General features: G+C 63.8%; 16 protein-coding genes. 9 read left to right on the top strand and 7 right to left on the bottom strand.

What is annotated here, in order from left to right:
• Nucleotides 1-77 precede the first annotated feature (77 nt).
• The 3 genes from H6718_21675 to H6718_21665 are packed head-to-tail and all read left to right on the top strand — an operon-like array spanning nt 78 to nt 2,787.
• On the top strand, nt 78-725 hold the full coding sequence (locus H6718_21675) for a DUF2760 domain-containing protein (GenBank protein MCB9588031.1): 648 nt from the start codon (nt 78-80) through the stop codon (nt 723-725).
• A complete protein-coding gene (locus H6718_21670; GenBank protein MCB9588030.1) occupies nt 722-2,536 on the top strand; it encodes an Hsp70 family protein in 1,815 nt (604 codons plus the stop codon). The genes H6718_21675 and H6718_21670 overlap by 4 nt, the downstream gene beginning before the upstream one ends.
• A 38-nt stretch (nt 2,537-2,574) precedes the next feature.
• Entirely contained in the window at nt 2,575-2,787 is a 213-nt protein-coding gene (locus tag H6718_21665) for a DUF5360 family protein (GenBank protein ID MCB9588029.1), read from the top strand.
• On the opposite strand, the gene H6718_21660 is transcribed toward H6718_21665, so the two are convergent.
• Nucleotides 2,784-3,404: a hypothetical protein gene (locus H6718_21660; GenBank protein ID MCB9588028.1), complete on the bottom strand. Its 621-nt coding sequence runs from the start codon at nt 3,402-3,404 to the stop codon at nt 2,784-2,786. The genes H6718_21665 and H6718_21660 overlap by 4 nt on opposite strands.
• A 180-nt stretch (nt 3,405-3,584) precedes the next feature.
• Between H6718_21660 and H6718_21655 the strand changes: the two genes are divergently transcribed.
• Genes H6718_21655 through H6718_21640 form a run of 4 tightly spaced genes read left to right on the top strand, consistent with a single transcriptional unit; the run spans nt 3,585 to nt 7,329 of the window.
• Nucleotides 3,585-4,220 carry a helix-turn-helix transcriptional regulator gene (locus tag H6718_21655; protein ID MCB9588027.1) on the top strand — a complete coding sequence of 212 codons (636 nt, stop codon included), beginning with the start codon at nt 3,585-3,587 and terminating at the stop codon, nt 4,218-4,220.
• Between the two features lie 46 nt (nt 4,221-4,266).
• A complete protein-coding gene (locus H6718_21650) occupies nt 4,267-5,037 on the top strand; it encodes a transglutaminase family protein (GenBank protein MCB9588026.1) in 771 nt (256 codons plus the stop codon).
• The gene (locus H6718_21645; GenBank protein ID MCB9588025.1) at nt 5,010-6,605 is read left to right on the top strand and encodes a protein kinase; all 1,596 of its coding nucleotides are present in this window, start codon (nt 5,010-5,012) and stop codon (nt 6,603-6,605) included. Before H6718_21650 ends, H6718_21645 begins: the two co-directional genes overlap by 28 nt.
• Nucleotides 6,598-7,329 (top strand): class I SAM-dependent methyltransferase, encoded by a 732-nt coding sequence (locus tag H6718_21640; GenBank protein MCB9588024.1) that lies wholly within the window; start codon nt 6,598-6,600, stop codon nt 7,327-7,329. Before H6718_21645 ends, H6718_21640 begins: the two co-directional genes overlap by 8 nt.
• Before the next feature lie 44 nt (nt 7,330-7,373).
• Here H6718_21640 and H6718_21635 read toward each other — a convergent pair whose 3' ends face one another.
• The gene (locus tag H6718_21635; GenBank protein MCB9588023.1) at nt 7,374-8,699 is read right to left on the bottom strand and encodes a hypothetical protein; all 1,326 of its coding nucleotides are present in this window, start codon (nt 8,697-8,699) and stop codon (nt 7,374-7,376) included.
• Nucleotides 8,681-9,118, bottom strand: a complete 438-nt coding sequence (locus H6718_21630) for a hypothetical protein (GenBank protein ID MCB9588022.1) — start codon at nt 9,116-9,118, stop codon at nt 8,681-8,683. The genes H6718_21635 and H6718_21630 overlap by 19 nt, the downstream gene beginning before the upstream one ends.
• Before the next feature lie 108 nt (nt 9,119-9,226).
• On the opposite strand from H6718_21630, the gene H6718_21625 reads away from it, so the two are divergent.
• Together H6718_21625 and H6718_21620 are read left to right on the top strand one after the other, a co-directional pair.
• The gene (locus H6718_21625; GenBank protein MCB9588021.1) at nt 9,227-9,856 is read left to right on the top strand and encodes a YdeI/OmpD-associated family protein; all 630 of its coding nucleotides are present in this window, start codon (nt 9,227-9,229) and stop codon (nt 9,854-9,856) included.
• A gap of 43 nt (nt 9,857-9,899) precedes the next feature.
• The gene (locus H6718_21620; GenBank protein ID MCB9588020.1) at nt 9,900-10,829 is read left to right on the top strand and encodes a DUF2236 domain-containing protein; all 930 of its coding nucleotides are present in this window, start codon (nt 9,900-9,902) and stop codon (nt 10,827-10,829) included.
• 21 nt (nt 10,830-10,850) lie between these two features.
• Here H6718_21620 and H6718_21615 read toward each other — a convergent pair whose 3' ends face one another.
• From H6718_21615 to H6718_21600, 4 genes are read right to left on the bottom strand one after another with little or no spacing between them, the layout of a single operon-like run.
• Entirely contained in the window at nt 10,851-11,258 is a 408-nt protein-coding gene (locus H6718_21615; GenBank protein MCB9588019.1) for a hypothetical protein, read from the bottom strand.
• 26 nt (nt 11,259-11,284) lie between these two features.
• Entirely contained in the window at nt 11,285-11,851 is a 567-nt protein-coding gene (locus H6718_21610) for a DUF1697 domain-containing protein (GenBank protein MCB9588018.1), read from the bottom strand.
• On the bottom strand, nt 11,852-12,598 hold the full coding sequence (locus H6718_21605; GenBank protein ID MCB9588017.1) for a hypothetical protein: 747 nt from the start codon (nt 12,596-12,598) through the stop codon (nt 11,852-11,854). It lies immediately after the preceding gene.
• The gene (locus tag H6718_21600; protein ID MCB9588016.1) at nt 12,595-13,722 is read right to left on the bottom strand and encodes an AAA family ATPase; all 1,128 of its coding nucleotides are present in this window, start codon (nt 13,720-13,722) and stop codon (nt 12,595-12,597) included. Before H6718_21600 ends, H6718_21605 begins: the two co-directional genes overlap by 4 nt.
• Nucleotides 13,723-13,728: the final 6 nt, after the last annotated feature.

The raw sequence follows: 13,728 nt of genomic DNA, 5'->3' as shown, positions 1-13,728 counted from the left end.
GCGCCGCCCGAGAGACTGTTCACGATGCGCGCGAAAAGTGTGGCCATCCGGGGCGAGATCGGGCCAGAACTCCCGCCGTGAGCGAACAGGATCCCAACGAATCACCCCTCGGCTTCTTCACGCGGTTTTGGTTGGCGTACATCGTCTTCTTCAAGATCCTCTTCGACGGGTTCTACGCCAAGCGCATCAACAACCTGCATCCACCGAAGGCGTTGCCAGACGCGGTGGTCGAAGCCGACACCCAAGCCGAGCTGGAGAACAAGCTCGGCAAGGACGAGCGGCGTATTCACGAGCTCGAGGCGGAGCTCAAGGCGCTGAAGAGCGAGGCAAGCGTTGCGGGCGACGCGCGCGCCGACGGCGCGTTGTGGCTGCTTGGCCTGTTGCAGAAAGAAGGTCGCTTCGTCGACTTCCTACAGCAAGACATCGCGAGCTTTGACGACGCAGAGGTGGGCGGCGCCGCCCGCGTGATCCACGACGGCTGCAAGCAGAGCCTGGAGAAGCACCTCGATCTCGAAGCAATCCGCACGGAAGAAGAAGGCGCGAAGGTCACCTTGGAAGAAGGCTACGACGCGAAGGCCGTCAAGCTCACCGGCAATGTCTCCGGCAAGGCACCGTACAGCGGCACGTTGCGCCACAAGGGTTGGAAGGCAACTCGCGCGGAGCTACCCGCGCTGCTCCCCGAGCACGATCCGAAGGTGCTGGCCCAGGCGGAAGTCGAGCTATGACGAGCCGCTTCGTCGTCGGCATCGACCTCGGCACGACGCACAGCGCCCTGGCCGTCGTAGACAGCGAGGGCGAAGCCAAAGGACCCGCCGTCCAGGGCATCTCACAGCTCGTCACGCGCGGCAGCGTGGAGAGCCGCACGCTGCTGCCGAGCTTCGTCTACTTCGCACACGAGAGCGAAGGTGCCCTCGCCTTGCCGTGGGATGACGAGCGGAGCTTTTGCGTCGGTGAGCTAGCGAGGGAACGTGGCGCTGAAGCTCCTGGGCGCGTGATCTCGAGCGCGAAGAGCTGGCTCAGTCACACCGGCATCGACCGGCGTGCGGCGGTGCTGCCGTTGAATGCCGCCGAGGACATCGAAAAGATCTCCCCGGTTGAAGCCGCGTGGAAATATCTGGATCACCTCGCGGAGAGCTGGCAGCACGCTGGGGAGGAGCGCCCTGCCCTGGCCGAGCAAGACGTAGTGCTCGCCGTTCCCGCTTCTTTTGACGCCGCAGCGCGCGATCTGACGGTCGAAGCGGCCTACGCCGCGGGCTTCGAAAACGTCAGCTTGCTGGAGGAGCCTCAAGCTGCGCTCTACGCCTGGCTCGAGGCGATGGGAGACGACTGGCGCAAGGAGCTGAAGGTCGGCGACGTGATCCTGGTGGTCGACATCGGGGGCGGCACCACGGACTTCTCCGCCATCGTTGCTCTGGAGAGCGACGGTAACCTCGAGCTCCACCGCGTCGCGGTTGGCGATCACATCCTGCTCGGCGGCGACAACATGGACCTCGCCCTTGCCCACACCTTGCGCGTGAAGCTCGAGGGCGACGGCAAGAAGCTGGACCGCTGGCAGCTCGGCGCCCTCACGCACGCTTGCCGCGCGGCAAAAGAGCGACTGCTGAGCGACGAGCAACTCGACAAGCTGCCGGTAGTCGTCCCCAGCCGAGGCTCCCAGTTGCTCGGTGGTTCGCTGAAGACGGAGCTGACGCGCGAGGAGGTTCGCGCGGTCATCGTGGATGGCTTCTTCCCGGCGGTGCCCGGCAACGCAAAGCCCGCGACCCGCGCCCGCGTCGGCCTGACGCAGGTGGGCTTGCCCTACGCCGCGGACCCCGCAATCACCAAGCACCTCGCCGCCTTCCTGGCTCGCCAGGCTGGCGCCACGAGCAAGCTCAAGGGTGACACCATCAAGGGCACGTTGCTTCACCCCACGCGAGTGCTGTTCAACGGTGGCGTGCTCAAGGCGGAGCTGGTCAAGCAGCGCGTGCTCGAGACACTGGCCGCTTGGGTCACCGCGGATGGCGCCCCCGCGCCCACCGAGCTACCCGGCAGCGATCTGGATCTCGCGGTGGCGCGCGGCGCCGCGTACTACGGCGAGGTGCGGCGCGGCAAGGGCCTGCGTATCCGCGGGGGAACGGCGCGCGCCTACTACGTCGGCATCGAGGCGCCGGTCCCCGCAGTGCCAGGCATGGAGCCGCCGATCAGCGCGCTGTGTGTCGCACCTTTCGGCATGGAAGAGGGCACTGACGCCGAGCTACCGCCCCAGGAGCTGGCAGTGGTCGTGGGCGAGCCCGTGCGCTTCCGCTTCTTTGGCAGCTCGGTGCGGCGGGAAGATGCGCCCGGAGCGGAACTCGAGGACTGGTCCGATGAAGAACTCGAGGAGCTTGCCCCCGTGGAAATTACCCTTCCCGCAGAGGGTCGCCTCGAGGGCGATCTCGTGCCGGTGCGCCTGAATGCATCCGTCACCGCCATCGGAACGCTACTTCTGGAAGCGGTTCCGCTGGAGCCCAACGAGCCGGACGAGCGCTGGAAGCTCGAGCTGAACGTGCGTGAGTAGTTGCTAGCTTCTTGCTCTACTGGGGCCTCAGCGGAGCGATGGCGCTTGGCCTCCTCAAGGTGCCCGCGGACTGGCTGTTTCGCGACTACACCGATCCGAACATCGTGGCTTGGAACTGGTCCTTCCTGCCCCTCGACTTGCTGGCGAGTGTCACCGGCCTCAGCGGGGCGAGCAACCTGTTCCTCGTCGCCTGGCCGCTGGCGATGCTTGTTTTCTCACGGAAACACTACTTGGTCCCAGCGAGTGCCTAGTTCTTCGGCGCGCAGCTGTCCTTCTCGCGAGTGCTCTCCGCCTCACTGAAGCCGATCAGCGCCCACAAGGACCAGTCGTTGTACTTGGGAAAGGCATCTGAGTAGCGCAGATCGTAGCTCCCCTCGATGCGCAGACCGAAGCCGCGGCGGTTGACGTCTTCCACCTCACAGCGGGGGCAGTCATAGCCGATGGCGCCTCCCATGCAGCCAAGCACGCCAGTATCGCTACGACGACGTCGCTGCACCTCGAACCAGTACAGCCACTCCAGCCCGAGGGCAGGACTGTGAGTCCCGACGAACCACCGAGACTCCAAGCGCGACACTCGCACGGCGTCCACGGTGAACGACGGGATCAGCATCCAGCGCTCTGAGAGGAACAGCGCGCGCTCCACGCCAGCATGCAACTCGACGTCGAGCTGCTCTCCGTTGCCGTCGACTCGAAAGCCGCCCACTGCGCTGGTCGAGTCAATCTTCCCGCCGACTACGCGGCGCGTCTCAACGGCATAAAGCGGCTTGCGATCCCCAGCCACTTCCGCGTAGCCAGCGTGCACTGTGGTCCAGGAGGTACAGCCACAGGCCCCGAGTAGCGCCAAAGCCGAGAGCATGCGGACGCCCATCACCCGTATTACGCTCGGGGTTGGTAACACCTCCTCCGGCGCAGCACCTCCTCTGGCGGAGCAAACCCCGGCATCCACATGAGCAGCAACACGCGATGGGCCGGACGCCTTTGGTTTCAACCAGGTCTCTGGGTGTTTTTCGGCATTGGCAGCCGAGCTCAGGCCCATCGCCATCATGCGGTGCAACTCGCCTGGGCCCTCGACGAACCGCTCCAGGCAAGCATCGATGGCCGCACGCTGCAGGGCGAGGCGATGCTCATTCCAAGTAACGCCCGCCACAGCGTCGACTGCCGTGGCCGCGTGCTGCTTGCCTTCCTGGAGCCCACTGCGGCGCTGAACGCCCTGGGTCCGCAGGTCGCGACCAATATTTCCGCGAGGCATTTAGCGCAGACGCCGCCGCAATCACCCCGGGACTTCCCAGCTTGGAGCGCACACTTGCTCGAAGCCCTCGCGCTTCCGTCGCGGCCCGCCGCTCCGCCCTCGGAACCGATCCGGCGCGCACAGGAATTGGTGCTGCATCGATTACCAGAGGTGCCGAGATTGCCCGAAGCAGCGCAGGCGGCGGACCTTGCTCCGACCACGCTCACGCACCGCTTCACTCAAGAAGTTGGCTTACCCTTCCGCCGCTGGGTGTTGTGGATGCGTGTTCAGCTCGCGGCGCGCCTAGCGGCCAACGGTGGCCCGACATCGATGACCCATGCCGCCCACGCCGCTGGATTCAGCGATAGCGCGCACTTCACCCGCACCTTCCGTGGACTCTTCGGGCTGCCACCCTCCAGCGTGTTGTCGGAACTCGAGTTGATCGACTCAGGCTGACCGCAACGTTCAAGCCGAGCGGCGCGCGACTCACCAAGTTCAGGGCATGCAAGACCATCTACTCGGTGCAACCCCGCTGCTCGATCACCAACATCCCGCCATCCAATCCTTGATCGCGAGCCGCGGCTGGCGCTCACTGCCCGAGTTCGAGCGCATCGGCGCGGTCTACGACTTCGTGCGGAACGAGATCGCCTTCGGCTACAACATCGCGGACGATGTGCCCGCTTCCCGCGTGCTGGCTGATGGATACGGTCAATGCAACACCAAGTCGAGCTTGCTGATGGCGCTACTCCGGGGCAGCGGAGTCCCCTGCCGTTTCCACGGAGCAACAATCCACAAGTCTCTGCAGCGCGGCGTAGTGCCTGCGGCGTTCTACCCGATCGCACCCGAGAGCATCGTCCACAGCTGGGTGGAAGTGGACTTCCGTGGCTGGCGTGCCCTGGAAGGCGTGATCCTCGACGAAGAGTACCTTAGCTCGTTGCAGGCTCAGTTCGGCTCGGGAGAATTCCTGGGCTATGGGGCGGGCACCACGCAACTGGAAGCACCCGGCGTGGAGTGGAGCGGAGTCGACACCTTCATCCAGCGCACCGGCGTCAACGCAGACCTTGGAGTCTTCGACGATCCAGACGCCTTCTACCGAGCCCACGGTGGGAACCTCAGCGGCCTCCAGCGCTGGCTGTTCGCGTACGGGATACGCCACCTGATGAACCGGCGAGTGAGGCAGCTACGAAGAGGCGCAGCGAGAAAAAGCACGGACTCTCCGGGTCTCTGCCGCTACCCTGAAGGTGGATGGATTCGATCTCGGCCGGCACCGTAATTGGCGGGGAGTTCCGCATCGTCCAGCGGCTCAGTCAGGGAGCCATGGGGCAAGTCTACATTGCCACCCAGCTCAGCACCGGTAGCCGACGCGCGCTGAAGCTCATGCATCCAGCGCTGCTAGCGAAGCAAGAACTCCGGGAACGGTTCCAGCGTGAGGCGCGTGTCTCGGCTGAAATCGCCAGCGACCACGTCGTTCAGGTACTGGCAGCGGGAATCGACGAGGAGCTATCCGCTCCGTGGCTGGTGATGGAGTTCCTTGAAGGGCGCACCTTGGACGCCATGCTGCGCGAACAAGGGCCGCCCCCGTTTGCTACCGCACGGATACTCTTTGCGCAGCTGGGGCACGGTCTCGTACAGGCCCACGCGAAGGGCATCGTGCACCGCGATCTGAAGCCCGAGAACCTCTTCGTCGCTACCTCTCGCACCACCGATGCTCCGTTTTGCCTGAAGGTGCTGGATTTCGGCATCGCCAAGATCCTCGGGAGCACCACGGATAGCACGGCGGCCCTTGGCACTCCGCTCTACATGGCCCCGGAGCAGACGGACGCTGGAAATCGCATCGGGCCGCACACCGACGTGTGGGCCGCAGCGCTCGTCGCCTTCTTCACCTTCACCGGGCGCCACTACTGGCGGAGCGCCAACCGCCCCGAAACAGGCCTCCCCGCCTTGATGCGCGAGGTGATCTTCGACCCTCAAGATCCCGCGTCGACCCGCGCGCAGGAGTTCGGCGCGCAGCATCCGTTACCTCACGGATTCGACGCGTGGTTTGCGCGCTGCACGTCACGAGTGATCGATGAGCGCCCCAGCACGGCCCAGGCATTTGCCGAGCTGGATGCACTGCTGGCGCGACCCGAAGCAGAGAGCCTCGCGCTGGCGGCGACTGCTTCTCAAGCGCCGAGCGTGGCTCCTCACCCCCAACAAACCCACTTGAGCAGCCAGAATCTGTTGCCGGCAACCCAAGGGCTGCACGGTGCGCCGAACTTTCCCGCGGCTTCGCTGCCCCCCCAACGCAAGCGCAACCTCAAGTGGGTGTGGGCGCTTGTCGGCGGTCTGATTGTCGCGAGTGTGTTGATCGGCGTCTTCCTGCAGCGTCGCAAGGCTCGCCAGGCGAGTCACACGCGGAGCACGGCAGCCAACACCCGCGACGCGTTGCCGACGTCAGGGGAGAGCAAGCCCGCGTCCACTGGGGAGCGAAAGCGCCGACTGAAGATCTCCTGCACGCCTGCTTGCTCCTTGATCGTGAACGGGGCGAACCACCCAGCCCTGGCCGAGCGCTCGGTCGTGCTGCCGGGCAAAGGTAACCTCAGGGTGATCTTCGACCTGGTGAAAGCGAATCCACGCCTGATCATCAACACCGGGCTGGACGAAAAACCCTCCGCGATGATGCCCGATGCGGACGCCACGTTGACCTGTTTGGACAGCTGTTGGCTGACGTCGACTGCAGGGATCGGAAGCCGTGGCTCCCACTACGTCGCCACGCGTGGCCGCTTGCTAAAGCTGCAGGTCGAACCCCAGAAGAAGTACAAGGGCTACCCGCTGGTCACCTACTCCGTCAGCGATGAGTAGAGGATGGACCGCGCGGAGTTCGTTCCACGTTAAGACAGTGACCAAGATGCGACTGACCTACGAAGAGATCTACCGCGACCACGCGGCGCAATACGATCGGTTGGTGCGAGCAGAAGACCACCAAGGTCAGCTGCCAGCGACCCTCAACGCGTTGGTGTCGTTGCGCGACACGGACGTGATCGAGGTCGGCGCCGGCACCGGCCGAGTCACGCGTCACTTGGTAAGCGCCGGTGCGCGGGTGGTGGCGACAGAAGCCGCCGAGGCGATGCTCAAGCTGGGCTCAGAACGCGTCCCTGAGGCGAGTTGGTTCCTCGCGGATGCGAGGACCCTCCCCGTCGAAGACGCCAGCGCGGATGTTGGGGTCGCCGGTTGGGTGTTCGGCCATTTGCGGCACTGGGAGCCCGACAGCTGGCGAGCCGAGATTGGCCGAGGGCTCGATGAGCTCGCGAGGGTAGTCCGCCCTGGGGGAACGCTGATCGTCGTGGAGACGTTAGGCACCGGCCATCGCGCCCCGAAGCCACCGAATGCAGACCTAGCGGAGTACTACGCCTGGCTCGAGAATGAACGAGGCTTCGTTTGCCAGCCAATCCGCACGGATTATCGCTTCGACTCACCAGCAAGCGCGCGTGAGCTGGTTGAGTTCTTCTTCGGCGAGAGCAAAGCAGAGCTTGTCGAGGACGCGCTGTTGCCCGAATGCACCGGCGTGTGGAGCCGGCGCCGCTAGCGCGCGTGGTAGCTGTCGCAGAGCGAGACGGCCCAACGTCATTGCTACTCGTAGAGTTCGAGGAAGTTCTGCTTGAGCACACGAGTGAGGGCGTCACTAGGGACATCCGGGCAACCAGCGACCTGCGGTGTTCCAAGCTCCAAGCCGCGCGCATCGATCGTCCCCTGACAGGTGTCGAAGCTCTGCGCTTGGTCGGCTGGGCCACGCAAGATGTGCATCCACGCGGAATAAGACGCAGGCAAGCAAGTCTGGCTCACCCGACGATCCGTCCCGAACAGGATCTGCTGCGGATAGGCCGCGAAGAGGCTCCGCGCCTGACAGCCAGCCGCCGCGAAGGCATCCAACCGTGAGGTGTCCACAGAGACGCCAGTGTCCAGGAGTGCAACCAAACCGGCAGGCTCCCCCGTCAGGAACCCCATGTGCGCGACGATGAAGCGGCGACGGGCAGCGCTATCCACTTCGTTCGAGAGCCAGGTCGCGAGGGACTGCTGGTGACGTCGCGTCACGAGCGCACAGTTGTCGATGGCCCCAAGCTCCGGGTCATAGCAGGTCGTGGTTGCCCCCTGGTAGGACGCCGCATGACTGACGATGGGCAGGCGCAGCTCCGCCACGATGTAGCGAACGACCTCTCGCCAAGCAGGCTCGAGCGCCAAGTAGTGCACCGTCGATTGTTGCATGCAGCTGGAGTTGGGGGTGAGGGAGCCCTGGGGCACAACGCAGAAGCCGTTGAAGCGATTCCACCCACCGATGAACATGCCCCCTTCGGCTTCCCCGGTCTCGTACTGCTTGCCAATGTGATCTTTGAATCCAATCGCGCCCTGGCGCGCCCAATCCCGGGCTTCCGCCTTGCAGGCTTCGGCCCAGCTCTCATCTACCTTCCGCTGATACAAGCAACGGAGCCCGGCAAAGAAGCCTACCGCCTCGGGCTCCTTCGCTGCGGTGTCGCGAGCGGTCTCGTTCAGCCCCGTGAAGTAGTTCACCGCTTCCGCGGGGTAAATATCTTCGTTGATCAGCCAGTACTCGTTGCTCAAGAGCACCGCGCGAGCGGAGTACAAGCCTTCCAGAGACGCGAGGCCACTGGTGTCGCAACAGCGCGCGCCTGCGCAGTCAGACATCAGCTCACAGTGCGTGTGAACATCGATGAAATCCGCGCTCGCCCAATCCGGCGGAGGCCGCTGGCTTTTCAAGCCGGCGTCTACCGCGCCATCCACGTTCGTCGCGTCCCCATCTGCCCCCGCGTCTGCCGGCCCACCTGCGCGATCCGTCTCTTCCGCAGAGCAACCCGCAAGCACGGCCAGCGCGATACCCGCGCCCCAGCCCAAACGGCCTTTGATACCTCGCGGTAATTGTCCTAGCACCCCGTCTCGCATTCGATGGCTTCAGGATACTGGATCGCCTTGCTGCAGTCTGCGACGTAGCCAAACAATGAGAGACCCGGCGTCTGCAACCCCTGTGGGGCGCAATTGTTGAAGCAGTTGCATCCCTCGCTGGCCCGCCGCGCCTCACAAGCGTTCCAGCACTGCACGATGCGCATGCAGTTGGGATCCGCCGCGCAGTTTTGCTGTTGCGCACAGCACCCCTGGTCCAACGCGCTCTCGCAAGCAGGCGTCTCGAACAAATGCATGCCGCAGGCGTTCGCGTTCGGACCCGCGGAACTGGGCGGCGGCGTACTTCCACCCCGTCGGCCACCGCATGCGCCGATCGATATCAGTGAGAGCGCCACCAACAGGGCACCCCAGACGCGGCGCCTGGAAGCGGATCGCCCCACTCCAAAACGGTTCTGCTGCATGTTTCTCAGGTTCTACGCCTCATCGCTTCGAGAGATCTCCTGCCTGCCCAACCCCCTAGCGTCGCGTTTGTCCAATTGACTTGTACCCCCGCGGGCTACTGTCGCCAGATGGCAGCCAAAAAGTCCCAGCCAGCCACGAGCGACGCTGAACCCCAGTTGAGCTTCAAGGATCTCGCGAGCTGGCTGAAATGGCTCAAGAAGAACCACGCGAAGTCCGGCGCCGTCTGGCTGCGCCTCGCCAAGCGCGGGGCCGCCCCAAGCATCACCTATGCCGAAGCCATCGAGGGCGCTTTGATCTGGGGCTGGATCGACAGCCAGAAGGCCGCGCTGGACGACACCGCTTGGCTGCAGCGCTTCTCTCGCCGAACCGCCAAAAGCCCGTGGTCCAAGATCAATCGCGAGAAGGCTGATGTGCTGATCGCCGCGCAGCGACTCGAGGCCCCCGGCCAAGCCGCAATCGACGAGGCCAAGGCTGACGGACGCTGGGCAAGGGCCTACGCCGGTTCACGAACGATTGAAGTTCCTGAAGAATTCACCCGAGCGCTCGCGAAGGTGCCCAAAGCGGAGCGCTTCTTCGCGAAGCTAGATAGCGCCAATCGCTACGCGATCCTGTATCGGCTGCATAGCCTGAAGACCGCCAAAGGGCGCGAGAACGCAATCTCGCGCTTCGTGGACATGTGCTCCCGTGGGGAAACGCTACACCCGCCCCGGTCGAAGGCCAAGACCCCGAAGCGTTGAAGCAGCTCCGCTAGAAGCGTAAGCTGCTCCTCGGGAGGGACACATGGCGCTATTCGAAAAACTCCGAAAGGGGATCATCCACGAGATCGAGAGCCAGGGAGGTCGCCACGCGGAGCCAGCGCTGTACGCTGAGCCTCTGGGTGACCCTGGCTTGATCGGCCCTGGGAGCATCTCCTGGGAGATCCACGGTGACCTCGCGAGCCTGCTCATCGGTGGACCCGCCGCGATCCTGATGGAGGTGCTCCACCCTTCCGTGATGGCCGGGGTGTTCACTCAGTCTTCTTACCGCACGGATCCATTTCGAAGGGCTCGCAACACCCTCGGCTACGTCTTGCGCACCACCTTCTGCAGCACCCGCGCCGCAACCCGGGTGATTGAACAGGTAAAGGGCGTCCACGCGAGAATCAAAGGCACCCGCGCCGATGGCGTCGAGTATCACGCGCTCGATCCAGAGCTGATCGGCTGGGTGCACACGGCGATCCCCTGGGCAGTCATGCGCGCTTTCGAGACCTACAACCGCCCGCTATCGCGCGCGGAGAAGGACCGCTACTTGCGAGAGCAAGCGCCCATCGGGCGAATGGGCGGGGCGGACTACGTTCCAGAGAGCGTCTCCGAGCTAGAAGACTACTTGCTTCAGATGCGCCCGAAGCTCGCCATGACGCAGCAGTTCCAGGAGTTCCTCGACTTCCTGAGCGGACAGACGGATGATTTTCCGCAGTCAGCCAGAGAGCGGCGGGAACGCTGGGTCGGCGTGCACGCCAGCATGGCACTGCTTCCAGAGTGGGCTCAGCGGCTGACCGGGACCTACCAGTCGAAGGCGCTCCGCGAAGGACTGCTTTTCCCCGCGGATCGGCTGAAGGCCCGTCTCGTGCGTTGGAGCTACCCCGAGCTACCATGCAAGACCATGGCGCTGGAGCGCGCTCGTGCAGCTCCGACCCCAAACAGCGACCTGGCGGAGCGAGACCACGCCTAGGCGCCGTAGCCAGAAGACTCGCTACTTCTTGGGGTGCCAGAGCGGCTTGCCGTCTTGCGCGCGCAAATCGATGCGGGGGCCGCTCGATCGGATCGATGTAGCCTCGAGTCCTCCTGCCACACTGCGCGCCTCGATCGCCACAGCGTCCTCCTTCTCGAGGCGTAAGCCGTGTTCATCCAGCACCCAGCCCGGCGCGAGGTCTACGTCGAGCTCCGAGCCGTCGCCCACCGCCACCGTAATGCGCACATTCTGCTGCAGGTCGTCCTCCGGTCCTCGTTCGATGCGCGTGACCCGCCCCTCGATAGACGAGCGAGCCGCCGAAGCTCCGGGGATGGGCGTTGTGGGCGGTCCGCAACTCACGGAGGAAACCAGCAGAGTTGCGGCGAAGATGGCGGAAACGAACTTGAACATGGCGACCTCGACGTTCATCAACTGCATACGCCATGCCGCGCGCGCTAGTCGCTCTCGACCTCTTCCAAGAGCGCGCTGATCGCCTGCACGGAACGCCAGTTGCGCAGGGTGACGGTTGAGCCCACCGCGCGATCGAAGACTGCGGGGGTGAGCTTCGAGCGTCCAGCTCCCCCAACGAAGTCGACCCACAACGCGTCGCCCTTGAGGGCCAAGCGTTCATCGAGCTTCGCGTACTCCTCGAGCTTGCTGATGCAACCCTTCGCGGGCTTCTGCTTCGACAGGCCCAAGTGCAGAAACTTCGGCCGCGCCTCCTCAGCGTCAGGGAACGCGGACGCCTTGGCGTAGCTCTTCCATTGCTTTGCGGTGCGGGCGATCACATCAGCATGGAAGCCGAACTCCCCCTTCACGGCTTTCTCAATCGTCTGCTCGAGCGCGCTCTGGTCGAGCCCACTGCGAAATGCGAGGTTTCCGCTCTGAATGTATGTCCGTACGGAACCTAGTCCAAGCTCCTCGCACAGCGCTCGCAGCTCCGCCATCGGGAGCTTCTTGTTGCCCCCAACGTTGATGCCTCGAAACAGCGCGATGTAGGTGGTGAGCGACTTGCCGGGCATCTAGCCCTTCCTCATCTCAGGGAACACCACAGTCAGTGCCGCCCTCAAGTGCGACACAAACTCGCACATGCCAACACTCCCGTCTCCGTGCCGTTCGAGTACGCTCCATGGCTCGTCCAGGCACTCGATCCAGCGATCGCGATTCGGTTCGAGCATTTCCAGGACAGACTTCGCGTCACGGACTGACGCGTGAGTCGTCGACTTGAGCTGGTGAGGGCGTTCTGTAGGATCGAATCCGAGCTTTCGGGTCACCTCATCCAAGCGTTTCCGCTCGGTATCATCACGAGGAACGTAGCCGGCAACGTACCACGCCTCCGCTTCGGGTTGCGGCGCTGCGAGAACAACAGGAAACGGTGGCTTAGTATGCTCGACAGCACTCTCGAAACCATGACGGCGGTTGGGCTCTCCATCCAGATCTCGGGCGATGATCAGCAGGGTGGGAGGGGGCTTGCAGACCTTCATGAATAGCAAGATTGCCGCGCGGTATTGCCGAGCTTCGAGTGCCTTGGGATCATTCTGGAAGCCTCCGTAGAAGTTTAGCTTCTCCTCGCGAGCGCGAGCGCAAGCCTTGCTCAGCTGGAAATATTCGACCGACTGGAGCCCCGCCCACGTTCGAGTCCCGTCAAGGACCGCCCCTTCCTCAAGCCAATCGATGCCCTCGACTAGAAGTCGATCGGTGATTCGGGTCGTGAGCTTGTGGTGCGCTGCGTCTTCGCCGGCTAGGCAGAAGAGCTTCGTGTGCGTCACTGGGCAGCGGCCTCATCCTCAAAGATCCAGTCCTCGCCTACGCTGGACCAGAACTCACCCGGGAGCATCGCGTCTTTCCACTTTTCGTACTCGGGATGCTCGATCAGGCGCCTAGCGCTCGCCGCACCCGTCGCTCGCTCTACCTTGGTCACGAAGACGCTCTCCGGCGGCGCGGCGTCGACCACAAACGGCGAGTGCGTGGTGCAAATCACTTGGAGATCGCTCGCTGCTGCTAGGGCATCTTGAATTCGCCGTACCGTAGCTTGCTGGGCGAGGGGGTGTAGCCCGCGCTCCAAGTCGTCTATCAAGAGGACCCGAGGGCGTGTTGCCGAGCGGATAAGAGTTGACAATGTGAGGGCCAATACCGTGCCCTCACTCAACATTTCCGCAGGGATCCACCCCTGCTTCCCCAAACGCAGTTCAAATGACTTACCAACAACGTCTCGCTTTGTTTGACGGGGGAGCAGATCGTCGCCAATCCTGACAAGCTCACTCTCGGTCACAGAGGTCCACGCGTTGGGTAGGCGCAAGTCTTCCACCCCCGGAACAATGGCTTTGACGTCCTCCAGCACCAAATCGAACTGTTGCCTCGCGTTGCCCGCTAGATCTGAAAGAACAGTGGCAACACCGTAGCCATCTTCCTCTACCTCAGGCGTGTCGCTTCGAGGTAACGCCACGGCCGTTAGTCGATCCTGGGCGAAGCGGAAGTAGCGCGCAGTGGGTATATGACCCTGAGCAGCATCAAGGCGCGTTTTGCACTCGGAGGAGGTTGCCGGTACTTGGTTGCTGTCAAACGTGAGAAAGAGGCGCTTGTCTTCGACCCCCTTAGAGTTAGCGTGCACGCTGAGTACGTGGCGTGGATACGTGAGAGTGAGCTGAAAGTGCCCCTGGCGTGCAAAGCTCTCCGCATCGAACTGCGACTCGTCGAAAACGAGCGCAGGCCTCCCGCCCACTCTCCTTCCCTCACCGGGTAAGGGCTGCGCCAGCATGCACATCTTGCGGATGCCCTCGAGCATCGTGGACTTACCGCTTCCGTTGCGACCCACGATCACGGCGAAGCGCCCAGGCTCGAAGACCACGTCGCGCAAGCTCTTGAAGCCTTTGTAGTGAATCCGCTCGATCACCGCCGG

It is taken from the genome of Polyangiaceae bacterium, assembly GCA_020633205.1.
GTDB lineage: Bacteria > Myxococcota_A > Polyangia > Polyangiales > Polyangiaceae > JAHBVY01.
The sequence above is the reverse complement of the archived record's forward strand: the minus strand, read 5'-3'. Positions and strand labels throughout refer to the sequence as shown.